Consider the following 21,991-nt stretch of genomic DNA (forward strand, 5'->3'; position numbering starts at 1 on the left):
TACGCGCGCGGGTGTGTATGTGTGCGTATTCCGAAGGAGAGAGAGAGAAAACGACTAATCTATATCCATGCAGGCGAGGCGAACTTGCCCAACATTTGGGCCTCGTGGTCCATGGTCTAGCTCTTTCCCTCTGTAGCCGCCCTGATCGCGGCCTGAATCTTCGCTACCTCACGGCGGTGGGCCTCGCCAACGGCGCCGAACAAACTCCAGATCGCCGGGTTCGCCAGGAAGCGCGACGGCTCGCCGGCATAGTTGCGCGCGACCTTCGCCGGCCTGATCCAGCCCATGTCCACCAGGTAGGCCAGTGCCGCGCGGCGCTCCGGCATCTCCGCATGGCGGAAGGCCCGGCAGTCAGCCATATCCGAGCGGCGCACGATGTCCCGGGGCTTGCCGGCCAGCATCCACCGCGCGACGGCGCGCGCGAGCTCCACGCCGTGGGCCTTGCCCAGCATCTGGTCGTAGACCACCAGGCTGTGCTTGTGCAGTTGCGCCAGCAGGCGCACGCTGCGCTCCATCGTCTCTTGCGAAAGCTTCTTCGTGATTCCCGCCTTGCCATGCTCGGCCAGGTGGCCCGTGATCGCCAGGTTCGCCAGGTGGGCGCGCAGCTTGCCCACATGCGCGCCGAACGCACCGCTCATGGTGTAGGCGGCCTCCTTGGTGGCGCGCTCGGTCTTGAGCCATTCATTGAAGACCTGGCGTGCACCGTCCGACATGTGCACATGGACCACGTCCGCCTGGTTGTCCTTCAGCAACTCCTGCAAGCGTTCGAAGTACGCATCACGCTGCGGCTTGATCTTCTCCTTGGTGATCGTGGCATCCGGGTCCTTGTCGGCGCTCGGCACCACCAAAAGGAACCGCGCGAACAGGCCGTCTTCGTCCAGCTTGGGCGCCAGCTTCTTCAGCCTGGCTTCGGTGGTGGCCGTGAGGATCGAACCGCCCCAGTTCTCCACCCAGCGCCCTCCCGGCATGGTGGCGCGGCCGATCTGGCGCCCTCCACCGTCACGGAAGGCCAGCCAATCGCCACGGTCGGCACTCGACCCACGGGCCTTGTAGACATCGAACGAACCCAGCCAGGTGTCGATCTCCGGCGGCTTGAGGAACCCGCCCCGGCGGGTGTGCACCAGGTATTCGCGCATGCCCTCCTTGGTGGCGTCATCGAAGAAGGCCATGCGCGGCACCGGCTTGGGCGGCATCACCTTGGCTTCCAGGCTGTTGACCTTGCGCCGGGTTGTGGGCTTCGCGTCCTCGTACAGCTTCTCGGCCTGGGCGTACTCCAGCTGCCACTGGCGGTGGATCGGCACCATGGGCTCGCAGGCCGCGTCCATGGCCGGGGTCTTGGCATAGCTGGCCAGGGCGATGAGGGCCGCCCAAAGCCGCGGGCTCTCGTAGTAGTCCGAAGCCTCCATCACCACCAGCTTGATCTGTTCATCGGCCGCGCCGGCAATCGCCGTCATCATCGCCATGGCATAGGCGCCGGGATCGTGGCCGGCAGCTTCCGCGCGCGGCCACGCATAGTCCGCGATGACTGGCGGGAACAGGTCGCGCGTGAGCGCCGGTGCCGTGGTGGTCGTGAGGAAGTCCACCGGCACCACGTCCGGATCGCCATCGGGATCGCCGTCCGGCCCCAGCTTCGGGTCGTAGCTGCTGCCCTGGTCGCCCTGGCCCTCGTGGTCCATGGCCTGCTGCTCGAATTCGGCCGGCCACCGCTTCACCTCGTCGCGATCTTCATCCGCGAGCTCGCGCCAGTAGTCGGAAGTCCAGCCCGGGCGAACATGGTCCACCGCGCCATACAAGGTGCGCTCGCTCACCTCGCCTTCGCGGATTGAGTTCCACCGCTTGGTCACTTCGTCCGGGCCGGGGTAGCCACCACCTTGCGCACACCAGGCGTCGAACTCTTCCAGCGGCACGCCCGCATCCTCGGCCGCGCATGCGACCGTGAAGATCGCGTCATAGCGGCAGCTGGCGCCAAGGTATTCAAGCGGCAGATCGTCCGGGTCCAGCACGTTCAGTGCCGCCACGGCGCGGCTCACCACGGACAGCGGCGCAGCCAGGCGCGGTGGCCTGGCCGGCCGGGGCGGCGGTGCTGCCGGTGCATTTGCCAGCAGCGCCTGCACGTGCAGGGGATCGCCTTGGCCGACATGGACCACCACGCCCGGCGGCGGCAGATAGACCGGCTGTTCCGGCCGGTAGGTGCAGGGGTCGAACTTGAGTGAAGGCGCACCGGCGGCGAGGAACGCGGCCAGGCCGGCGCCGGCTTTCTTCTGTTCATCCCGGGTGCAGTTGCGATCGAGCTCCACCACGATGCGAAGGCGGTGCTCCTCTTCGAGCTCGCTTTCCGGCCGGTGGCTGTGCGTGTGCCACCAGCGGCAGCTGGCGAACGTGGGCAGCTGCGCCAGCACGTGGTCCATGTCCTGACTGCTGGCCGCGTCGATGTCCAGCGCCAGCCAGGCGCGATCCTCGGCACTGGCCTTGCCACGCTTGCCATCCGCGAAGGCGCCGCAAATGAAGCCCAGCCCCTTGGCCGGCGTGCGGGTCTTGTCGATCAGCTGCGCCAGGTCCTGGAAGCTGACGAGCTCATGGCGTGCCGGCCGGTTGTCGAACTTCGAGCGGCCGATGCTGGCGTGGAAGCTGCGGGTGTGCGCGCCCGAGGCCGATCCGGCCTCGGGAAGGGTGGCAGTACCATCGCAGGCGCCGCGCGCATCCTGAGCGCGCTGGCGGGGCTTGGGATTGGCTTTCTTCATGCGAGGGCTCCCTGGTTCGTGATCTTTGGCTTCAGTTTCAGGATCGGCCGCTTGGGTGCTGGTGGTGCAGCAGGCGCGGCCACTGGTGGTGCAGGTGGTGCGGCTGGCGCCGGCCGCACTTGCCGCCGCCTTCGCTTGAGCTCATCGGCCGCCGCCTGGCGGTGCAGCTGGCTCACTTCGAATTCCTGGCCCTCCAGGCCCACCCGCACGGCGCCGGGTGCGGTGAGCTCGTGCAGGTAGCGCGTGCCGCTGACGCGGTAGCGAAGCGCGCGGCGCACGGCCATCTCGTCAGCACGATCGAGCGGCGCCAGCTGGGCGAGAAGCTGCTTGTGAATCCCGAGTGCCATGGGCCTCGGGGGCCAGCCGAAGGGGCCGAGCGGGAAGAGCTCGTGCAGCTGTGCCAGCACGTCACGCGGGTGGCCGTGGAACATGGCGGCGCTCATGAGCTCACCGCCTGGCGCCGGCCGCGCCGGTATGCCCGAAGTGCCGGAAGCGCGCCGCGCACCACTGCCGCGTCCCACAGCAGGTTATTGCCGAGCCTGGCTGATGGCTTCGGAATCGGTGCGCCCTGGCTGCGCAGTTCGAGGAACCGGCGGGTGGTGATGCCCAGTGCCGCCGCGAACTCGCCGGTGGTCCACTGCCGCTTCATGGCGCCACCTTCGGCCACTTGCCGCCCTTGGCAATGCGTTCGAGATAGCTCACCACCGCGTCACGCGGCCAGACGGCCAGGGCGCCGGCCTGGCCTCCAAGGATCGGCGCCGGCGCGCCAGGTGCATTCATGAGCTCACGCACCCGGACCTCGGACAGCACGCCTTGCAGCTGCGGGCCGTCCGCGATCAGCGGGATCGTGAGGAACAGGGGTTGAATGCCGGCATGTGCCGGCGCGGGTTTCTTGAGCGGTGCGGACATGCGCAGCCCCTCCTTTTCAGGAAGGGCTCGCGCACTGAGCCAGGATCACACCCGTTCGCGGGATGCGTCGCCGGAGAAGGTTTTTTAGAGATGGGCGGTCCCGACGCCATCTTCACGGCAACAACGCTCGGTGGAGTGGCCCTCCTAACGTTGCCGCTGTCTCGGTCCCGCCCTCGGGTCCGAAAAAACATACTAGCCTACTTGGCCCCTAGAAGCTCGTTGGACCACCACTGCAAGACCTGGCCGGCGCCGGCCGCGTGGGCGCCACGGTTGTAGGCGTCTTCGACTGCATTCCCGGAAAGATGGTCCAGAAGACTTTCAACCCAATCACCGTTGAAGAGCGGCCGGCCATCCTTATCCACGGCGCGGCGCGCCAGCGTGCTCAAGCTGGACCTCCAGCCGTGAGGAACATGCTCGTTGTGCAGTCCGAGCGTGATACGCAGTGCCTTACTCACGGCTTCGCTCGTGATGGTGTCGGCCTGCATGCGGCCGGGAAAAAGGAACTCGCCTTCACGCGGCAAGTCCTTAAGCCACTGCACGCACTGGGTGCTCAGGTTCAAGACGTGATCGCCCCGGCGCGGATCGTCGGAAATTTTCATCGCCGCACGCGGAATGGTCCACGTGCCGGCGTCCAGATCGAACTGGCTCCACTGCGCCTGGATCACTTCGCCGGTGCGCTGCGCCGTGAGGCATTGCAGGAAGGCGGCATTGCGCACTGAGGCTTCGCCAGTGAGGTTGCGAATCTTCTTCACCACTTCGCGAAGGCGATCGAGGTCCATGATCGCGTGGTGGTGCTTGGTGGGCGCTGCCTTGCTGGAGTTGGCGAGCTTCTTCACCACCGTGGGCATCGGGCTTGCGCCGATGTGGTCCGAGTGGTGGATGAAGATGCCATTCAGCAGGCCAATCAACTTGCGGCACTGCGCCGGCGTGTCCTTGCGAACCGGCAGGAGCTGCGCATAGAGGTCCGCCACCGTGACGGATGCGAGCGGCCGGCGCCACATGGGCCACGTGGACAGATGCGCATTGACGCGGTCCACGTTGGACTTCCGGTTGCGCGTGGACCACTTGCCGCCCTGGTCGATGGAAGCCAGCCAGTCATCCCACACCTGATTCATCGTGCTGGACGCGGTGAGCGTGCCGGTGGTCGGTGTGGCTGGCGCGGTGGTCTTGCGCGCCACCTCGGCAGCAGCGAAGGCTGCGCTGATCGCGGCCTTCGTGATGGTGTCTTCCCTGGCTACCTTCACGTCCTTGGCGGCGCCGTCCACCTTCTTGCGAAGGATGAAGCTGAAGCTTTCGTCCAGGTTGCGCTTGCAGTACAGGCTGCGTCCGAGGGACACGCGTTCGCCAGGGGTGAGCTTGCTCAGTGCGCTCACAGTTGCCAAACCACTCATTGGGATTCTCCTTCGCCGAAACTTTCAGACCACACCACCCAGACCACACTCTGGAGGTTGGAGAAGGATTATGGCAGCTTGGAGAAGGATTCGAACAACTAGGCGTTTCCTATTGGGGGAACGCCTAGTTTTCGAGGGGTGGTTTGCCTAGTGAAGAAGGCATCCTGGCGGAGAGTGTGAGATTCGAACTCACGGACGGTTGCCCGTCGGCAGTTTTCAAGACTGCTGGTTTAAACCACTCACCCAACTCTCCAGTGAAGACACGCACTGCCCGCCCCGGTGGAGCGGCAGGCGAGAGGCGGGATTCTAGACGGTGCTGTCTTCCGACTGCGACGCGCTGCTGGCCGCATCGGACTGTGGCTGTTGCGTCTTGCGCGGCGCCAGACCGCCCAGCACCAGGTCCAGCACGCCCTGCGCCCATTCGCGGCGCTCGACAGGTCCGGCAAGCGGCCTGGAGATGAAGAAGCGCACGCCGCCAAAGGCGAGGTTCGAAATCTGCACGGCCGTGAGCTCCGGGTTGGGCACGTGCAACTGGCCGGTGCGATGCGCCTCTTCGAGATACGCCACGACCGGGCCGAGCACCCAGCTGTTTTCCGTGTAGACCAGCTTCGCAAGTTCAGGGAAGCGCGTGGCTTCGGCAATCACCAGGCGCAACAGGCCCAGCGTGCGCGGTTCGGTCGCGCCCAGGTACATGCCTTCGATCAGCTCGAGCAGGCGTTCCTCGGTGTTGGTCTTGTCGCACTTCAGCGCCGCGTGCATGTCGGTACGCGCCTTCTCGACCGCCCGATGGATCACCTCGTGGAACAACGCCTGCTTGTTCTCGAACTGCCGATAGATCGTGATCTTGGCAACGCCCGCGTCGCGCGCCACCGCCTCGATGCTGGTGCCCGCATAGCCCTTCTCCAGGAACGATTGCGTCGCGGCATCCAGGAAGGCCTCGCGCAGTTCGGCGGCCTGCACGACGCTGGGACGCCCGCGTGCGCGACGCTTCGGTTCAACAGCTTCCCCGGTAGCGGGAAGGTCGGTGATGGGGTCGAGCAGTGTGATGGTCATGACTCTGGTAGGAACAATGTCTGGAGGTCGCTCAGGAAATCGAGCCCCCTGTCTGTAGGCCAAACGCGTCGAAGATCGCGAGAAAGTAACCCATTTTGCTCCCCTTGCGCCAGTCCGCGTTGAATTGCGGTCATTGAAAGACCAGTCCGTTCGCCATATTGCGACAGAGTGAACCCTTCCTTCAGTCGCAAGACGTTCAGCATGTATTCGAAGGGCAACTCTGACAAAGCCACGTCATCGCTCTGTGATACCGCTAACCCCGCCAGCGCCTGATCCATGTAGCGCTGCGGCTCCCGGAAGCGCACCTGGCGCACGATTCGATGCGCGAAACTCAGCTTGCTGTGCGCCCCGGCACCAATGCCGAGGTAGTCGCCGAACTCCCAATAGTTCAGGTTGTGCTGGCATTGGTGGCCTTCGCGCGCAAAGGCCGAGATTTCATAGCGGGACAATCCCACTTCCGCTGTGCGCTCGATGATGCGATCGAGCATGGCGTAGGCCTCGTCGTCTTCCGGCACCTTGGGCGGGAATTTGGCGAAGTAGGTATTGGGTTCGATGGTGAGGTGGTACACCGACAGGTGCGGCGGCGAGAGCGCCAAGGCCTGAGCCAGGTCGGCCTCCAGTTGCGCCGACGACTGCCCTGGTAGCGCATACATCAGGTCGAGGTTGAAGGTGTCGAAGGCACTCGCCGCCTCCTCGACCGCGGCAACCGCCTGCGCCCGGTCGTGCACGCGCCCCAGCGCCCTCAGGTGCTCGTCGTTGAAGCTCTGCACCCCGACCGACAGGCGCGTCACGCCCGCGCGCCGATAGGCCCTGAATCGATCGCGCTCGAAAGTGCCGGGGTTCGCCTCCAGCGTGATCTCGCAATCCGGCGCCAGCTTGACACGCGCACGAACGTCGCTGATGAGGCGGTCGATCGCCTCGGGCGAGAACAGGCTGGGCGTCCCGCCGCCGATGAAGACGGTGTGGATGGTGCGGCCCCAGATCAGCGGCAGCGCCGCATCGAGGTCGGCCACCAGTGCATCGAGGTAGCGCTGCTCGGGCAAGGCCCCGCTCTTGTCATCGGACCATTCATGCGAGTTGAAGTCGCAGTACGGACACTTGCGCAGGCACCAGGGCAGATGCACGTACAGCGACAGCGGCGGCAGCGCGGCCAGTTGCAAGGGCCCAGCGCGCATCATGTGCAGCGCATCGTTGGCGCCGGGCGCGCCGGCCTGAATGGCGGGCGCAATGGGCACGATGGTGCTCATGGAAACCATCGCTCGCGCATCAGCGCCAGCATCGCACGCGCGGCCTGGCCGCGATGGCTGTTGGCGTTCTTCACCTCTGGCGGGAGCTGGGCGAAGGTCTTGCCGAAGGCCGGCAGGAACATCACCGGGTCGAAGCCGAAACCGTTCTCGCCCACGGGCTCGCGCGTGATCTGGCCCGGGGCACGCCCGACCGCGATCAGCGGCTCCGGATCTTCAGCGCTGCGCAAGGCCACCAGCGTGCTGACCAGCGCGGCCCGACGGTCCTCGATGCCGGCCATCTGTTCGAGAAGCGCCCGCACGTTGTTCGAGTCGCCCTTCTCGTAGCCAAATTGGGTCGCGTAGTAGGCCGTGTCCACGCCCGGCAGCCCGCCGAAGGCCTCGACGCAAAGCCCCGCGTCATCGGCAATGGCCGGCAGGCCAGTGACCGCGGCCGCATGCCGTGCCTTGGCCAGCGCGTTCTCCACGAAGGTGCGAAACGGCTCCTCGGCCTCGCCCACGCCCAGCTCCGATTGGCGCACGAGCGTCACGTCCAGCGGCGCGAACAACTGTTGCAACTCGGCCAGCTTGCCGGCGTTGTTGGAAGCGAGAACCAGTTTCATGGGCGGTGATCGTGGTGTTACTTGGCAAGCGCCTGCTGTTGCAGCACGACCAGCTCCTGGATGCCCTTGTCAGCCAGGCCCAGCAACAGGTCCATCTCGGCGCGCGTGAAGGCTGCGCCTTCGGCCGTGCCCTGCACTTCGACGAAGTGGCCGGCACCGGTCATGACAACATTCATGTCCGTGTCGCAGGCCGAGTCCTCGGTGTACTCGAGGTCCAGCAGCGGCGTGCCTTGCACGATGCCGACGGAGATCGCCGCCACCGGGCCGAGGATCGGCGACGCGGGAATGGTGCCCGCGGCCAGCAGCTTGTTCACGGCATCCTGCGCCGCGACGAACGCGCCCGTGATGGCCGCGGTGCGCGTGCCACCATCGGCCTGCAACACATCGCAGTCCAGGTGAATGGTGCGCTCCCCCAGGGCCTTCAGGTCGAACACGGCGCGCATCGAGCGCCCGATCAGCCGCTGGATCTCCTGCGTGCGCCCGCTCTGCTTGCCGCGCGCGGCCTCGCGGTCGCTGCGCGTGTGGGTGGCGCGCGGCAGCATGCCGTACTCCGCCGTGACCCAGCCTTCGCCGCTGCCCCGTTTGTGCGGCGGCACCTTCTCCTCGACCGAGGCCGTGCACAGCACACGCGTGTCGCCGAACTCGATCAGCACCGAGCCTTCTGCATGGATGGTGAAACCGCGCGTGATGCGCACCGCTCGCAATTGGTCGGCAGCGCGGCCGTTGTTTCGTGTGAAGGTCGTCATGGATTGAATTGCAAGATTGAATTGATAAAGCCGCCCCTCAGGGCGCGCCCTGAGGGTAGGAGATTTCGTAGCGAGCGCTCCGAGGTCGGGTCGAGCAGCGGAACCGTACTCCAGTACGGTGAGCAGCGCAGGCCCGAGATCGGTGCGCGCAGTAGAAAGATCCTGCCCTCAGGAGGGTTTGCGGGAGGCGGAGCGGCGGATGGCTTCGTTGATTTCGGCGATCGACCTTTCGATCGCGTCCTCATCCAGATCGTCCGCCTCGCCATCCGACGGCATGCCCGCCTGAATCGTCGAAGCGAACACGCCTTCGCTGATGGCATCGGTCGACACGCCACGCTCATTGCCCGGCACGTCGGGCGTTTCCCATTCGAGCGCAATCAGTGTCACGTTGTCGCTGTGCGCACCGCCGTTGCGCAATGCCGCTTCGGCCAACTCAGGAGCCGCATCGGACACCGGCCGGTTGGACAGTGTCCGCACGATTTGCTCGTCGTCCAGCACGCCCCACACGCCATCGGAGCACAGCATGATGCGGTCGCCCTGCTGCAAGGTCAGCGGCGCCGAGACATCCAGCGTCGGCGTCGATGGCGAGCCAAGACACGTCAGCAGCAAATTCCGATTGACGGGTTCATTGCCCCCGTCGAGCCGCGGCCGCTCGGCATGCGAATGGTCGCGCGTGCGCATCAGCAGCTGCCCGTGGCGCACCACGTACAGCCGCGAGTCGCCGCAATGCACCCAGGTCGCCGTCGTGCCTTGCAGCACCGCCGCCACCAGCGTCGTGCGGGGCGTGTCCAGCATCGCCTTGTTGCCCGCATAGCGCATGATCTGCTGATGCGCCGACAGCGCGGACGACGTGAGGAAGGCGCGCACATCCTTCACCACCGGCCGCGCTTCGCGCTGGTAGAGCGCGGCAATGGTCTGCAGCGCCATCTGCGCCGCAACCTCGCCCTCGGGGTGCCCACCCATGCCATCGGCGAGAACGAACAAGCCGGACTCCCGCGTGTAGCAGTAGCCCATGCGGTCTTCGTTCTTGACGCGGCCGCCTTTGCGGCTGACCTGGAATACGGAAAATTTCATGAGCGCTCGCACGGCAGCCCGAAGGGCGCGAAAGCCCGCACAAGGGGCAGCGGTTGGTGGAGAGCTTGCAAATTCATGCCGGCCGGGTCGTGGGAGCCGCCGCCTTGGGCAACCCCTTCTTTTCAGATGAGCGCATGTTGTCGATCGACAAGCGCACCTTCTCGCTGACGCTGAGCTTCGTGTAGCGGCGTTCGCCCTCGCGGCTCAGTTCCTTCTGCAACGCGAACACCGACTGCGGACGCGACAGCGGATCGAGCGACATGCACCACTCGACCACCTCGATCAAGTTGTCCGAATAGATGCCGCGCAGCCGCGACAGCGACAGGCTCAGCCGGTCCTTCTCGATGCGCTGCGGAGCGTCGTTGGGCGGATAGCCCTGCATGCAGGCATAGATGCAGGCGCCGATCGCATAGATGTCGGTCCACGGGCCCATCGACGAATCGCGCCGGTACATCTCGGGCGCGGCAAAGCCCGGCGTGTACATCGGCCGGATGAAGTTGCCTTCCTTCGACAGCACCTCGCGCGCCGCGCCAAAGTCGATCATCACGGCGCGATCGTCATCGGTCACGAAGATATTGGCCGGCTTGATGTCCAGGTGCAGCATCTTGTGCTGGTGCACGATGCGCAGGCCGCGCAGGATCTCGTCGAAGAGGGAGCGGATGGTCGACTCCCTGAATACTTTCTGCTTCTTCAAGTCGCGTGCGGTGACGATGAAGTCCTGGAGCGTGGCGCCTTCCAGGTTGTTCATCACCATGTAGACCGTCTCGTTCTCGCGGAAGAAGTTCAGCACGCTCACCACCGAGGCGTGCGAGATCTGCGCAAGCGAGCGCCCTTCCTCGAAGAAGCTCTTGAGCCCCAGCCGATACAGCGACAGCTTCTCCGGCGCGACCTGCGGCGCCAGTTCGCCGACGCCGCGCGTGGCCAACGAAGACGGCAGGTATTCCTTGATCGCTACCTGCTGGCCGGAAGGGTCGACTGCAAGATAGACGACGCCGAATCCGCCTGCGGATATCCGCCGGATCACGCGGTATCCGCCGATCACTGTATCGGGCAGCAGGGGCGACGGTTTGACCTTTGACATAATCCGGGAGTTTCACCCGAAGGCGAGTGTGCGGCAAGCGAACGCTGTGCCGGAGCCACGGTGTGAACAACAATTCACAGTGAGGCGCAATGCCAGTTTACAGCATGACCGGCTACGCCAGTGGCCAGAACACCCCCGGTGGAGGCCACGCTGACGCGGACTCGCGCCCCGCGGCTGCAGGCCGCCTGGGTGTCGAAATCCGCTCGGTCAACAGCCGATTCCTCGACCTGACCTTCAAGCTGCCGGAGGAGCTTCGGCAGCACGAACCCGCCTTGCGCGAACTGCTCACGCGCAGCCTCAAACGCGGCAAGGTGGAGCTGCGGGCCAACTTCGAGAACAGCGCCGCATCGGGCGTGGTGGAACCTTCCACCCGACTGCTCCAACGCCTGAATGGCGTGCAGGATGGCATCCGGGCCTGGCTGCCCACCGCACGCGAACTCAGCGTGGCCGACGTGCTGCGCCTGGCCAGCGGCGACGGCAGCCAGCGCGGCGACTGGGGCCCGGACCTTCTGGAGGTCAGCACCAAGGCACTCGCCGCCATGATGGAAGCCCGTGCCCGCGAAGGCGCCCGCCTCGCCACCATGCTCAGCGACAACCTCGGCGAATTGCGCAAGCTCGCCGAACAGGCCGGCCCGCTGGTGCCGCAACTGGTCGAGCAGCAACGCAACCGCTTCCTCGAACGCTGGCAGGACGCCATGGGCCTGGTCGGCGGCACCCTGCCCGAGGCCGCGCAGGACCGCGCACTGACCGAGGCAACCGCCTTCGCCATCCGCATCGACGTGGCCGAGGAACTCACCCGTCTCAGCTCCCACTTGGACGAGATCGAGCGCCTCATCGCCAAGGGCGGCGAGATCGGCAAGCGCCTCGACTTCCTCATTCAGGAACTGCACCGCGAAGCCAACACGCTGGGCTCCAAGTCCGCGGCGCTCGAACTCACGCGCATCGGCGTCGACATGAAAGTGCTGATCGAGCAGATGCGCGAGCAAGTGCAGAACATCGAATAAGAAAAATGGATTACCCCGGAAACATCTTCGTGGTGGCAGCGCCCAGCGGCGCCGGCAAGTCGAGCCTGGTGAAGGCGCTGATGGAACTCGATTCGGCCGTGCAGCCCTCGGTCTCGCACACCACGCGCGCCCCGCGCGGCCAGGAAAAGCATGGCCGCGAATACTTCTTCACCTCCGACGGCGAGTTCGATGCCATGGTCTCGGCCGACGGCTTCGTCGAATGGGCCCACGTGCACGGATGCCGCTACGGCACGTCGAAGAAAGCCATCGAGGAGCGCGTGGCGCAGGGCGCCGACGTGGTGCTGGAAATCGACTTCCAGGGCGCCATCCAGATCCGCAAGACCTTTGCCAACGCGGTGCTCATCTTCATCCTGCCGCCGAGTTGGGAAGAGCTGCGCTCCCGGCTGGAACGCCGCGGCGAAGACCGGCCCGACGTGATCGAGTTGCGCCTGCGCAATGCGGCCACCGAGATGGCCCGGGCGGGGGAATTCGATTTCGTTATAATCAACGAGTTATTCGAGCGTGCGCTTTTCGACCTGAAAGCCATTGTTCACGCCCAGCGGCTGCGTTATTCCGCCCAGCGCCGCGCGCGGGCCGACACCTTCGCCGCACTGAACATCCCCTGACACCGACCACCGAAAGTTCATCATGGCCCGCATTACCGTCGAAGATTGCCTGCTTCAGATTCCGAACCGCTTCCAACTCGTGCTGGCCGCAACGTACCGCGCCCGCATGCTGAGCCAGGGCCATGCGCCCAAGATCGAGAGCAAGAACAAGCCCGGCGTGACCGCGCTGCGCGAGATCGCCGAAGGCAAGATCGGCCTGGAAATGCTCAAGAAGGTGCCGGGCTGATCATTCGTCCGCGCTTTCGTATAGAGGCACCGCTTGCGGTGCCTTTTTTGTGGGCAAACCCCAGCTCCCGAATGGCACGCTAAAGTCGAGGGCTATGAGCGCAGTCGCCAAACCCGAGCCCAATGCCCCGCGGGGTGCTGCTCGGCCGAGCCCTGCCGCCCTCAACGCCGCCGCGGCCAGCTTCGCCGCCCTCACCGCCCGCCTCGACTACCTCAGCGCCGAAGACACCGAACTGGTCCGCCGCGCCTACCGCTTCGCCGACGAGGCCCACCTGGGCCAATTGCGCAACAGCGGCGAGCCCTACATCACCCATCCGATCGCGGTCGCGGCCCAGTGCGCCGAGTGGAAGCTTGATGCGCAAGCGCTCATGGCGGCGCTGCTGCATGACGCGATCGAGGACTGCGGCGTCACCAAGCCCGAGTTGATCGAGCGCTTCGGCGCACCGGTCGCCGAACTGGTCGACGGCCTCACCAAGCTCGACAAGCTCCAGTTCAACACCCGCGAAGAGAACCAGGCCGAGTCCTTCCGCAAGATGCTGCTGGCGATGGCCCGCGACGTGCGCGTGATCCTCATCAAGCTGGCCGACCGCACCCACAACATGCGCACGCTGGACGATGCGCCGCGCGAGAAGTGGGGTCGCATTGCAGGGGAGACGCTGGAGATCTATGCGCCCATCGCACACCGCCTGGGCCTGAACCAGACCTATCGCGAGTTGCAGGAACTCTCGTTCCGGCACCTGAAGCCGTGGCGCTATGCGATCCTGTCGAAGGCCGTCAACAAGGCCCGCAGCCGCCGGCGGGACCTGATCCAGAAGGTGCAGCGAGAGCTCGAAACCGCCTTCGCCGCCGCGGGCATCAGCGTGCGCATCGCAGGCCGCGAGAAGACGCTCTATTCGATCTATCGCAAGATGGACGAGAAGCACCTCAGCTTCGCGCAGGTCACCGACATCTACGGCTTCCGGCTGATCGTGCCGAACGTCATCGCCTGCTACACCGGCCTCGGCATCCTGCACCAGATGTACAAGCCGCTGCCCGGCAAGTTCAAGGACCACATCGCGATTGCCAAGCTCAACGGCTACCAGTCGCTGCACACCACGCTGGTGGGGCCATCGGGCGTCAACGTCGAGTTCCAACTGCGCACCGAGGCCATGCACGTAGTGGCCGAATCCGGCGTCGCGGCGCACTGGCTCTACAAGGCGACGGACAACGCCTCGCCCTCGCGCGAGCGGCTCGGCGCGAAGTGGTTGCAATCCCTGCTCGATATCCAGGACGAGACGCGCGATGCCGCGGAATTCTGGGACCACGTCAAGGTGGACCTGTTCCCCGACGCGGTCTATGTATTCACGCCCAAGAGCCAGATCCTCGCCTTGCCGCGCGGCGCCACGGTGATCGACTTCGCCTACGCCATCCACAGCAACATCGGCGACCACACCTCGGCCGCGCGCATCAACGGCGACCAGGTGCCGCTGCGCACCGAGCTGAAGAACGGCGATGTGGTGGAAGTCATCACCGCGCCGGTCTCGACACCGAACCCGGCATGGCTGGGCTTCGTGCGCACCGGCCGCGCGCGGTCGAAGATTCGCCACTACCTCAAAACCCTGGCCCATGCCGAATCCGAAGGCCTCGGCGAGAAGCTGCTGGCCCAGGCGCTGCGCGCCGAAGGCCGCAACAAGGTGCCGCCGGACGACGGCGAATACCAGGCCATCTGGGAAAAGCTGTTGCGCTTCACCGCCAATCGCTCGCGCTCAGAGTTGATGACCGACATCGGGCTTGGCCGGCGCATTGCGAGCATCGTGGCCAAGCGCCTCATGTTCCTGCTGGCCGAGCGCGGAGAGAAGCCCGATGCCCTGCTGCTGACGCGCGAGCGCTTCACCGCGCACGAGACCGTCTCGCAAGGCGGTGTCACGCTGGATGGGAGCGAGAACTCGTCGGTGCGCTTCGCACTCTGCTGCCGGCCCATTCCAGGCGATCACATCGTCGGCTACCTGGGCCACGGCGAAGGGCTGGTCGTGCACACCAACGAATGCGGCGTCGGCCAACGCCTGCGGCACCGCGACAGCGAACGATTCTTCGCGGTCGAATGGGCCGAGGAACCGGTGCGCACCTTCGAGACCGGTGTGGTCGTGACGGTGCGCAACGACAAGGGCGTGTTGGCGCGCGTCGCAGCCACGCTGGCCGAAGCCGAGGCCGACATCACGCACGTCGAGATGGCCGATGAGACACCGCAGGATTCGACCGACCTGCGCTTCGTGATCGCGGTGCGCGACCGCGCGCATCTGGACCTGGTGCTGCGCGCCGTGAAGCGAACCCCTTCGGTGCTGGTGGCGAATCGCGTGGTGCCCGCGCCCTACTCGGCCGACCCGACGACACCCGGCGCCGGGTAACGCACCGATAGCACCTCGATCTCCTGTGCGCCACGCGGCGTGACGAGCTTCACCACATCGCCTTCGCGCGCCTTTAGTAAGGCCCGCGCGATCGGCGAGATCCAGCTCACCTGCGCATGCTGGCTCTGGGCTTCATCGATGCCGAGGATGGTGACGCTGTGCTCCTCGCCCGCCGGGTCCGCGTATTCCACCGTCGCGCCGAAGAAGACCTGGTCGTTGCCGTGATGCACTGACGGATCGGTGACCTCGGCCACTTCGAGCCGCATGGTCAGGAAGCGGATGCGCCGGTCAATTTCCCGCAGCCGCTTCTTGCCGTAGAGGTAGTCGCCGTTCTCGGAACGATCGCCGTTCTTCGCGGCCCAGTGCACCGCCTCGACCACCTTCGGCCGCTCCTCGTCCATGAGGTTGAGCAGTTCATCGCGCAGGCGTGCGTAGCCTTGCGGCGTCATGTAGTTCTTGCTGCCCGCCGGCAGCGGCGGCAATCCGCCGTCCGCGCCATCGTCGTCCTCGTCGGCGTCCGACTCTTTGGTGAATGCTTTGCTCATCTGCCAATGCTAAGGAAAAGCTGTGTCCCTCGGCGTGTTGTGAACATCCGCATCATGGATTTGGAGGCCGCCCGGCATCGGGCTCACGTAGCGCCGGCGGCGCCGGATCAAGGCTGCCCTGGTCAAGTGGGGCAAGGTCGTGAAGAGGGCACGAATCCAGCAGGACTGGGCGCCAGACGGTACGCAAATAGGTGCGACAGGCAACTGTTGCTACGGGCACACGCATGCCGATGCGCGTGACGACGGTCTCATTTGTGGCTGTCACGGCGCAGGTGCCCTTGCGAGGTCAGTCGGCTTACAAGAATGCCGTGCAAAAGCAGAAAAGCCCCGGATCCTTCGAAAGGATCCGGGGCTTACTGACTTGGTGCGGCTGGCAGGAATTGAACCCACGACCCCTTGGTTCGTAGCCAAGTACTCTATCCAACTGAGCTACAGCCGCGAAGCTTTGAATTATAGCATGTACTTTTCATGACTTTCCCGGGTCGGGTGAAATGAATTTGTAAATGCCTTTCCAACGCAGTCCCGCAAGGCAGGACTGGTAGGCCGTGTTGGACTTGAACCAACGACCAAAGGATTATGAGTCCTCTGCTCTAACCAACTGAGCTAACGGCCCGCGCGGCGGGGATTCTAGTCGGCGCCCCGATGTGCTCTTGATCGGAATCGCCTTTACTTGCGCCCACTCAACGCATTGCTTACCAGCCGCGACGTGATGTCGACGATCTGGATCATGCGTTCATAGGGCATGCGCGTCGGCCCGATCACGCCGAGCGTACCGACCACCTGCCCATCGACTTCATAGTTCGCGCTGACCACCGAAAGCTCCTCGACAGGCACGAGCTGGCTCTCGCCGCCGATGAAGATGCGCACCCCTTCGGCCTTGCTCGACACGTCCAGCAGCCGCATCAATTGCGCCTTCTGCTCGAACATGTCGAAGGCCCGGCGCAACTGCCCCATGTCGCTGGAGAAATCGCTGACCGACAGCAGGTTGCGCTCGCCCGACACGACCACCTCATCCTGCGCCTCGTTCAGCACCTCGCTGCTCACGACCACGGCCGCCTGCATCAGCGATGCGATCTCGCCGCGAAGCTTTTCCATTTCCGATTGCAGCCGGTCGCGCACCTGCTCGATCGACAGGCCTGCGAAGTGGGTGTTGATGTAGTTGGACGCCTCGACCAGTTGCGAGGGCGTGTAGTCGGTCTCCGGAAAGATCACGCGGTTCTGCACGTCCCCATCGGGCGAGACGATGATCACCAACAGGCGACGATCCGACAGCCGCATGAACTCGATGTGCCGAAACACCGATGGCCGCCGCGGCGCCATCACCACGCCCACGAAATGCGACAGGTTCGACAGCATCGCAGCCGCGTTGGCAATCACCTTTTGCGGCTGGTCCGGCGACAGCGGCGGTGTCGTGAAAGGTTCACGCCGGCTGGTCAACATGGTGTCGACGAAGAGACGATAGCCGCGTGCCGTGGGGATGCGTCCGGCCGAGGTGTGCGGGCTGGCGATCAGCCCCAGTTCCTCGAGGTCGGACATCACGTTGCGGATGGTCGCCGGCGAAAGCTCCAGGCCCGCCGTCCGCGACAGCGTGCGCGATCCCACGGGTTGACCGTCAGCGATGTAACGTTCAACGAGGGTCTTGAGAAGCAGCTTGGCGCGGTCGTCCAACATCTGGCAATTTTAATGTTGTAATTTGGACATGACCTCTCGCTTCCGGCACGTCGCCCTCATTGGCAAATACCAGGCGTCCGGCGTCCGCGCGCAGGTCGATGCGCCCGACAGCGTGACCTCAGAGATCGCGACTTTCCTCGAAAGCCAGGGCTGCGAAGTGATCGTCGAGGAGTCGGCCAACGCAGCACCCGGCTCGGGCCGCTACCGTGCCCTCACGCTGGACCAGATTGGCGAGCAATGCGACCTCGGCCTCGTGGTGGGGGGCGACGGCACCATGCTGGGCGTCGGGCGCCAACTGGCACGCCACGGCTTGCCGCTGATCGGGATCAACCGCGGCCGGCTCGGCTTCATCACCGACATTCCGCTCGACAGCTACCAGGCCACGCTCATCCCGATGCTCGCCGGCGAGTTCGAGGAAGACCATCGCAGCCTGATGCATGCCCAGGTGATCCGCAACGAGGAAGTGGTCTTCACCGCGTATGCGATGAACGACGTGGTACTGAACCGCGGCGCCACGTCCGGCATGGTGGAATTGAGCGTGTCGGTGGGCCGGCACTTCGTGGCCAACCAGCGCGCGGATGGCCTGATCATCGCGACGGCCACCGGCTCCACGGCCTATGCCCTCTCGGCAGGCGGCCCGCTGCTTCATCCGGCGATACCGGGCTGGGTGCTGGTGCCGATCGCGCCGCACACCTTGTCGAACCGCCCCATCCTGCTGCCCGACGCGGACGAGGTCACCATCGAACTCGTCGCCGGCCGCGATGCGAGCGCCAATTTCGACATGCAGTCGCTGGCCTCGCTGCAACACGGCGATCGCATCGTGGTGCGCCGCTCCGACTACCGCGTGCGCTTCCTCCACCCCAAGGGCTGGAGCTACTTCGACACGCTGCGCAAGAAACTGCATTGGAACGAAGGCGGATCATGAACCCCCTCGTTTTTCGGGAGACCTGACTTGGCATTGAGACGCATCGCCCTGCGCGATTTCGTGATCGTGCGTGAACTCGAACTCGACCTGTCGAGCGGGTTCACGGTGTTGACCGGCGAGACCGGCGCGGGCAAATCCATCCTCATCGACGCGTTGCAACTGGCGCTGGGCAATCGGGCTGATGCCGGATCGGTGCGCGAAGGTGCCGAGCGGCTCGACGTGTCGGCGGAGTTCGATGCCGATGCCGCGCTGGGCGGCTGGCTCGACGAAGGTGGTTTCGAGGCCGGCGATGCGCTGCTGCTGCGTCGCACGGTCGACCTGCAAGGCCGCAGCCGCGGCTGGATCAACGGCAGCCCGGCCACGGCGACGCAATTGCGCGAACTCGGCGATCGGTTGCTCGACATCCACGGCCAGCATGCATGGCAGAGCCTGACGCGGCCCGAAGCGGTGCGCGGCCTGCTCGATGCCTATGCCGGCGTGAGCACAGAGGCGCTGGATGCGAGCTGGCAGGCTTGGCGGCAGTCGCTGTCGACGCTCGAAACGGCGCGGTCCGCGCAGGATTCGCTGCAGCGCGACCGCGAGCGCCTGCAATGGCAGATCGGCGAAGTCATGAAGCTTGCGCCCGGCGTCGACGAGTGGGAGGAACTGTCGGCCAACCATGCGCGCGCATCGAATGCGCAGACGCTGATCGAGGCGGCCGAAGGCGCGCGCGAGGCGCTCGAGGGCGACGACGGTGGCGCGCTCAGCGCCCTGACCCGCGCCGCGACGCTGCTGCAGAACTGCGAGCACATCGAGCCCGAATTCAAGGCGCTCGGCGAAGTGCTCGCGTCGACCGTCGCACAGGCGGCCGATGCGGTGCACTCGCTGCATGGCTACCTGCGGCACGCCGACACCGATCCACAGACCCTGGCCGAACTCGACGAACGCATGGGCCTCTGGATGTCGCTCGCCAGGCGCTACAAGCGCGGTCCGGCCGACCTGCCAAGCCTGCTCGCCGGCTGGCAGGATGAACTCAAGGCCCTCGACGCGGCCAGCGATCTCGAGGCACTGGAACGCGTCGAACAGGCGGCACAGCAAGCCTTCATGAAGGAAGCCGGCGCGGTCGGCAAGATTCGCAAGCAGGCGGCACCCAAGCTCGCCAAGGCGGTCACGCTGGCCATGCAAGGCCTCGGCATGCAGGGCGGCAGCTTCGAGGTGAAGCTCCAAGCGCTCGCCCAACCCGGCCGCGCGGGCCTGGAGGACATCAGCTTTCTCGTCAGCGGCCATCCCGGCAGCACGCCGCGGTTGATCGGCAAAGTGGCGTCCGGCGGCGAGTTGTCGCGCATCGCGCTCGCCATCGCCGTCACGACCAGCGAACTCGGCGCTGCGCAGACCCTGATCTTCGACGAGGTGGATGCGGGTGTCGGCGGTGCGGTGGCCGAGACGGTCGGTCGCCTGATGAAGCAACTGGGCCGCGACCGACAGGTGCTTGCCGTGACCCATCTGCCGCAGGTTGCCGCGTGCGCCGACCATCACCTGGTCGTGGCCAAGCGCCAGGTCGCCGGCCGCACCGAAAGCGGCGTCACACCGCTCGAAGGCCCGGCGCGCGAGAAGGAAGTGGCGCGCATGCTCGGCGGAGAGAAGGTGTCGCAGACCTCGCTGGCGCATGCGCGCGAGATGCTGGGCAAGACTTCGACGGAGGCGCGAGCATGAGTGCGCCGTACACGAAGTGCCAGGCGTGGGGACTGAAGCCATGAGCCTTGACCTGGTGCTCATCACCGGCATGTCGGGCTCCGGCAAGTCGGTCGCGCTGCATGCGCTGGAAGACGCGGGCTACTACTGCGTCGACAACCTGCCGCCCGAACTGCTGATGCCTTTCATCACGCTGCAGCATGAGCAGCAGGCCGAGCGAGTGGCGATCGCGATGGATGTGCGAAGCGGCGTCTCGCTGCCCCTGGTGCCGCAGCAGCTTGAAACGCTTCGGCGTGATGGTGTCTCCCTGCGCTCGCTCTTCCTCGACTCGACCACCGACGCCCTCGTGCGGCGCTATTCGGAAACGCGCCGCCGCCATCCGCTCTCGCGTCAGGAAAGCCGAAACGACGTGCCCGAGACCCAGCGCGTGCTGATCCAGGCGATCGAACTTGAACGGGAACTGCTGGCCGAATTGCGCGACGGTGCCGACGTCATCGACACCAGCATCATCCGCCCCGCGCAGTTGCAGAGCTACGTGAAGATGCTGATCTCGGCACCCCAAAGCGCATTGACGCTGGTGTTCGAATCCTTCGCCTTCAAGCGCGGCGTGCCGCTCGACGCAGACTACGTGTTCGACGTGCGCATGCTGCCGAACCCGCACTACGTCCCCACGCTGCGCCCCTTGACCGGCCGCGACGAGCCCGTCATCGAATGGCTGCGCCAGCATGACGACGTGGCGCGCATGTACGGCGACATCGAGCAGTTCCTCACCCGCTGGCTCGACGCCCTCGCACGCGACCACCGCAGCTATGTGACGGTGGCCATCGGATGCACGGGCGGCCAGCACCGCTCAGTGTTCCTGGTGGAGCAACTGGCGCGCGGCTTCGGCGAACGCTGGGCTGCGCTCAAGCGGCATCGGGAACTGGACGGGATATAGCGTCTCTTGTCCAGAGGACCCGAATTCGAACATCCGGACGCAGTGGACGCGAAACCTTCGCGTCCCCTCTGCGTCCGGTTCCCGAGCCCGTATTCAGCGCTCGTCTGAAACCAGCAGCTTGCGCACAGGCGCAGGAAGGCCCAGTCCTTCCCATTCATGCGGCGAAAACCACTGGCCTTCACCCGGCATCGCAGCCTTTGCGTCGCTTTCCAGCCCCATCGGATGCAGATGCAGGTCCTTGTGGGTCAGCACATGCAGGAACGGCGCACCTTCGTGCACATTGGCGCGCACCGAGGGGGGCAGCGCCTCAATCAGCGCAGCATGGCTCTCGAACACCGGCAAGCAAAAGAGGCCAGCCCAGATACCCCGCACCGGGCGCTTCTGCAGCCACGTGCGGCCCGCCGCATCGCGTGCCTGCAGCAGCCAGAGCGACTGCGAGCTGCGCTTGAGCTTGCGCGTCTTGACCGGGTAAGCCTCGGGCGCACCCTCTCGCCGCGCCACGCAGATTTCGTTCACCGGGCATAGGAGACAGTTCGGCTTGCGCGGCATGCAGACGGTCGCGCCCAAATCCATCAGCCCCTGCGTGTAGCTTTCAATCGCGCCACTCTCCGAGGCCGCCGGCAGCAGTTCCGTCGCCATGCCCCAAAGCACCCGCTCACTGGCGCTGGAAGAAAGGTCCGAATCAAAACCAAGCACCCGCGTCAGCACGCGCTTGACGTTCCCGTCAAGGATCGCAACACGCTCACCAAAGCAGAACGCCGCGATGGCCGCCGCCGTCGAACGACCGATGCCGGGCAGCGTTTCCAGGTCCTCCGATCGCCGCGGAAACTGGCCGCCAAAGCGCGCCATGACCTCCTGCGCACAGCGATGCATGTTGCGCGCCCGGCTGTAGTAGCCCAGGCCGCTCCACAGCCCGAAGACCTCGTCCTCCCCTGCCGTGGCCAATTCGGCAACGGTCGGAAAACGCGCGAGGAACCGGTCGAAGTAGCCCAGCACGGTCGACACCTGAGTCTGCTGCAACATCACCTCCGACAGCCACACGCGGTACGGGTCGCGCGTGTTCTGCCAGGGCAGTTCGCTGCGCCCATGCGAACGCTGCCAGCGAACCACGCTGGCAGCAAATACGGAAGCAATCAGGGTGGAAGGCGCGGCCACCGGGGCC

Annotated in this window: 21 protein-coding genes and 3 tRNA genes; 7 read left to right on the top strand and 17 right to left on the bottom strand. The window is 65.5% G+C overall.

Annotation, left to right across the window (positions count from 1 at the left end; translation table 11 throughout):
• Positions 1 to 116: 116 nt before the first annotated feature.
• The 12 genes from WKW79_RS13680 to WKW79_RS13735 form a co-directional block, all read right to left on the bottom strand.
• Positions 117 to 2,741 carry a DUF3987 domain-containing protein gene (locus tag WKW79_RS13680; RefSeq protein ID WP_340335715.1) on the bottom strand — a complete coding sequence of 875 codons (2,625 nt, stop codon included), beginning with the start codon at positions 2,739 to 2,741 and terminating at the stop codon, positions 117 to 119.
• The gene (locus tag WKW79_RS13685; RefSeq protein ID WP_340335716.1) at positions 2,738 to 3,184 is read right to left on the bottom strand and encodes a ProQ/FINO family protein; all 447 of its coding nucleotides are present in this window, start codon (positions 3,182 to 3,184) and stop codon (positions 2,738 to 2,740) included. Before WKW79_RS13685 ends, WKW79_RS13680 begins: the two co-directional genes overlap by 4 nt.
• Positions 3,181 to 3,390, bottom strand: coding sequence for a hypothetical protein (locus WKW79_RS13690; RefSeq protein WP_340335717.1), 210 nt, complete (start codon positions 3,388 to 3,390; stop codon positions 3,181 to 3,183). Before WKW79_RS13690 ends, WKW79_RS13685 begins: the two co-directional genes overlap by 4 nt.
• Complete coding sequence (locus tag WKW79_RS13695; protein ID WP_340335718.1) at positions 3,387 to 3,650, bottom strand: hypothetical protein; 264 nt, start codon at positions 3,648 to 3,650, stop codon at positions 3,387 to 3,389. Before WKW79_RS13695 ends, WKW79_RS13690 begins: the two co-directional genes overlap by 4 nt.
• A 197-nt stretch (positions 3,651 to 3,847) precedes the next feature.
• Positions 3,848 to 5,041 carry a tyrosine-type recombinase/integrase gene (locus WKW79_RS13700; RefSeq protein ID WP_340335719.1) on the bottom strand — a complete coding sequence of 398 codons (1,194 nt, stop codon included), beginning with the start codon at positions 5,039 to 5,041 and terminating at the stop codon, positions 3,848 to 3,850.
• Positions 5,042 to 5,206: 165 nt separating this feature from the next.
• Positions 5,207 to 5,294, bottom strand: a tRNA-Ser gene (locus tag WKW79_RS13705).
• A gap of 53 nt (positions 5,295 to 5,347) precedes the next feature.
• Positions 5,348 to 6,094 (bottom strand): TetR/AcrR family transcriptional regulator, encoded by a 747-nt coding sequence (locus tag WKW79_RS13710; protein WP_340335720.1) that lies wholly within the window; start codon positions 6,092 to 6,094, stop codon positions 5,348 to 5,350.
• The gene (hemW, locus tag WKW79_RS13715) at positions 6,091 to 7,341 is read right to left on the bottom strand and encodes a radical SAM family heme chaperone HemW (RefSeq protein WP_340335721.1); all 1,251 of its coding nucleotides are present in this window, start codon (positions 7,339 to 7,341) and stop codon (positions 6,091 to 6,093) included. The genes WKW79_RS13710 and hemW overlap by 4 nt, the downstream gene beginning before the upstream one ends.
• Positions 7,338 to 7,940, bottom strand: coding sequence for an RdgB/HAM1 family non-canonical purine NTP pyrophosphatase (rdgB, locus tag WKW79_RS13720; RefSeq protein ID WP_340335722.1), 603 nt, complete (start codon positions 7,938 to 7,940; stop codon positions 7,338 to 7,340). The genes hemW and rdgB overlap by 4 nt, the downstream gene beginning before the upstream one ends.
• A gap of 17 nt (positions 7,941 to 7,957) precedes the next feature.
• Complete coding sequence (gene rph, locus WKW79_RS13725; RefSeq protein WP_340335723.1) at positions 7,958 to 8,686, bottom strand: ribonuclease PH; 729 nt, start codon at positions 8,684 to 8,686, stop codon at positions 7,958 to 7,960.
• A 168-nt stretch (positions 8,687 to 8,854) separates the two neighbouring features.
• Positions 8,855 to 9,760 carry a PP2C family protein-serine/threonine phosphatase gene (locus WKW79_RS13730; RefSeq protein ID WP_340335724.1) on the bottom strand — a complete coding sequence of 302 codons (906 nt, stop codon included), beginning with the start codon at positions 9,758 to 9,760 and terminating at the stop codon, positions 8,855 to 8,857.
• A 73-nt stretch (positions 9,761 to 9,833) separates the two neighbouring features.
• Positions 9,834 to 10,841: a serine/threonine protein kinase gene (locus WKW79_RS13735; protein ID WP_340335725.1), complete on the bottom strand. Its 1,008-nt coding sequence runs from the start codon at positions 10,839 to 10,841 to the stop codon at positions 9,834 to 9,836.
• Between the two features lie 89 nt (positions 10,842 to 10,930).
• Between WKW79_RS13735 and WKW79_RS13740 the strand changes: the two genes are divergently transcribed.
• The 4 genes from WKW79_RS13740 (at position 10,931) to WKW79_RS13755 (ending at position 15,080) form a co-directional block, all read left to right on the top strand.
• Entirely contained in the window at positions 10,931 to 11,845 is a 915-nt protein-coding gene (locus WKW79_RS13740) for a YicC/YloC family endoribonuclease (RefSeq protein ID WP_340335726.1), read from the top strand.
• Between the two features lie 5 nt (positions 11,846 to 11,850).
• Positions 11,851 to 12,471 carry a guanylate kinase gene (gene gmk / locus WKW79_RS13745; RefSeq protein WP_340335727.1) on the top strand — a complete coding sequence of 207 codons (621 nt, stop codon included), beginning with the start codon at positions 11,851 to 11,853 and terminating at the stop codon, positions 12,469 to 12,471.
• Positions 12,472 to 12,493: 22 nt separating this feature from the next.
• Complete coding sequence (gene rpoZ / locus WKW79_RS13750; RefSeq protein ID WP_213955086.1) at positions 12,494 to 12,697, top strand: DNA-directed RNA polymerase subunit omega; 204 nt, start codon at positions 12,494 to 12,496, stop codon at positions 12,695 to 12,697.
• A 94-nt stretch (positions 12,698 to 12,791) separates the two neighbouring features.
• Positions 12,792 to 15,080 carry a RelA/SpoT family protein gene (locus WKW79_RS13755; protein ID WP_340335728.1) on the top strand — a complete coding sequence of 763 codons (2,289 nt, stop codon included), beginning with the start codon at positions 12,792 to 12,794 and terminating at the stop codon, positions 15,078 to 15,080.
• Here the strand turns inward: WKW79_RS13755 and greB are convergent.
• The 4 genes from greB to hrcA all read right to left on the bottom strand — a co-directional run bounded on the left by greB (position 15,044) and on the right by hrcA (position 17,296).
• Positions 15,044 to 15,625 (bottom strand): transcription elongation factor GreB, encoded by a 582-nt coding sequence (greB, locus tag WKW79_RS13760; RefSeq protein WP_340335729.1) that lies wholly within the window; start codon positions 15,623 to 15,625, stop codon positions 15,044 to 15,046. The genes WKW79_RS13755 and greB overlap by 37 nt on opposite strands.
• A gap of 362 nt (positions 15,626 to 15,987) precedes the next feature.
• A tRNA-Arg gene (locus WKW79_RS13765) sits at positions 15,988 to 16,064 on the bottom strand.
• Between the two features lie 97 nt (positions 16,065 to 16,161).
• Positions 16,162 to 16,238, bottom strand: a tRNA-Ile gene (locus WKW79_RS13770).
• Between the two features lie 53 nt (positions 16,239 to 16,291).
• Positions 16,292 to 17,296 (bottom strand): heat-inducible transcriptional repressor HrcA, encoded by a 1,005-nt coding sequence (gene hrcA, locus WKW79_RS13775; RefSeq protein ID WP_340335730.1) that lies wholly within the window; start codon positions 17,294 to 17,296, stop codon positions 16,292 to 16,294.
• A 28-nt stretch (positions 17,297 to 17,324) separates the two neighbouring features.
• Here hrcA and WKW79_RS13780 point away from each other — a divergent pair, with 28 nt between their 5' ends.
• Genes WKW79_RS13780 through rapZ form a run of 3 tightly spaced genes read left to right on the top strand, consistent with a single transcriptional unit; the run spans position 17,325 to position 20,829 of the window.
• The gene (locus tag WKW79_RS13780) at positions 17,325 to 18,221 is read left to right on the top strand and encodes an NAD kinase (protein WP_340335731.1); all 897 of its coding nucleotides are present in this window, start codon (positions 17,325 to 17,327) and stop codon (positions 18,219 to 18,221) included.
• A gap of 27 nt (positions 18,222 to 18,248) precedes the next feature.
• Positions 18,249 to 19,913: a DNA repair protein RecN gene (gene recN / locus WKW79_RS13785; protein WP_340335732.1), complete on the top strand. Its 1,665-nt coding sequence runs from the start codon at positions 18,249 to 18,251 to the stop codon at positions 19,911 to 19,913.
• Positions 19,914 to 19,953: 40 nt separating this feature from the next.
• Entirely contained in the window at positions 19,954 to 20,829 is an 876-nt protein-coding gene (gene rapZ / locus WKW79_RS13790) for an RNase adapter RapZ (protein ID WP_340335733.1), read from the top strand.
• Positions 20,830 to 20,922: 93 nt separating this feature from the next.
• On the opposite strand, the gene mutY is transcribed toward rapZ, so the two are convergent.
• Positions 20,923 to 21,984 carry an A/G-specific adenine glycosylase gene (gene mutY, locus WKW79_RS13795; protein WP_340335734.1) on the bottom strand — a complete coding sequence of 354 codons (1,062 nt, stop codon included), beginning with the start codon at positions 21,982 to 21,984 and terminating at the stop codon, positions 20,923 to 20,925.
• Positions 21,985 to 21,991 lie beyond the last annotated feature (7 nt).

Origin of the sequence: Variovorax robiniae, assembly GCF_037889955.1 — a bacterium.
Classification (GTDB): Bacteria; Pseudomonadota; Gammaproteobacteria; order Burkholderiales; family Burkholderiaceae_C; genus Variovorax; species Variovorax robiniae.

Coding starts and splice junctions, on each gene's coding strand:
- WKW79_RS13680 (WP_340335715.1), bottom strand. CDS start 2,741: ATGAAGAAAGCCAATCCCAAGCCCCGCCAGCGCGCTCAGGATGCGCGC.
- WKW79_RS13685 (WP_340335716.1), bottom strand. CDS start 3,184: ATGAGCGCCGCCATGTTCCACGGCCACCCGCGTGACGTGCTGGCACAG.
- WKW79_RS13690 (WP_340335717.1), bottom strand. CDS start 3,390: ATGAAGCGGCAGTGGACCACCGGCGAGTTCGCGGCGGCACTGGGCATC.
- WKW79_RS13695 (WP_340335718.1), bottom strand. CDS start 3,650: ATGTCCGCACCGCTCAAGAAACCCGCGCCGGCACATGCCGGCATTCAA.
- WKW79_RS13700 (WP_340335719.1), bottom strand. CDS start 5,041: ATGAGTGGTTTGGCAACTGTGAGCGCACTGAGCAAGCTCACCCCTGGC.
- WKW79_RS13710 (WP_340335720.1), bottom strand. CDS start 6,094: ATGACCATCACACTGCTCGACCCCATCACCGACCTTCCCGCTACCGGG.
- hemW (WP_340335721.1), bottom strand. CDS start 7,341: ATGAGCACCATCGTGCCCATTGCGCCCGCCATTCAGGCCGGCGCGCCC.
- rdgB (WP_340335722.1), bottom strand. CDS start 7,940: ATGAAACTGGTTCTCGCTTCCAACAACGCCGGCAAGCTGGCCGAGTTG.
- rph (WP_340335723.1), bottom strand. CDS start 8,686: ATGACGACCTTCACACGAAACAACGGCCGCGCTGCCGACCAATTGCGA.
- WKW79_RS13730 (WP_340335724.1), bottom strand. CDS start 9,760: ATGAAATTTTCCGTATTCCAGGTCAGCCGCAAAGGCGGCCGCGTCAAG.
- WKW79_RS13735 (WP_340335725.1), bottom strand. CDS start 10,841: ATGTCAAAGGTCAAACCGTCGCCCCTGCTGCCCGATACAGTGATCGGC.
- WKW79_RS13740 (WP_340335726.1), top strand. CDS start 10,931: ATGCCAGTTTACAGCATGACCGGCTACGCCAGTGGCCAGAACACCCCC.
- gmk (WP_340335727.1), top strand. CDS start 11,851: ATGGATTACCCCGGAAACATCTTCGTGGTGGCAGCGCCCAGCGGCGCC.
- rpoZ (WP_213955086.1), top strand. CDS start 12,494: ATGGCCCGCATTACCGTCGAAGATTGCCTGCTTCAGATTCCGAACCGC.
- WKW79_RS13755 (WP_340335728.1), top strand. CDS start 12,792: ATGAGCGCAGTCGCCAAACCCGAGCCCAATGCCCCGCGGGGTGCTGCT.
- greB (WP_340335729.1), bottom strand. CDS start 15,625: ATGAGCAAAGCATTCACCAAAGAGTCGGACGCCGACGAGGACGACGAT.
- hrcA (WP_340335730.1), bottom strand. CDS start 17,296: ATGTTGGACGACCGCGCCAAGCTGCTTCTCAAGACCCTCGTTGAACGT.
- WKW79_RS13780 (WP_340335731.1), top strand. CDS start 17,325: ATGACCTCTCGCTTCCGGCACGTCGCCCTCATTGGCAAATACCAGGCG.
- rapZ (WP_340335733.1), top strand. CDS start 19,954: ATGAGCCTTGACCTGGTGCTCATCACCGGCATGTCGGGCTCCGGCAAG.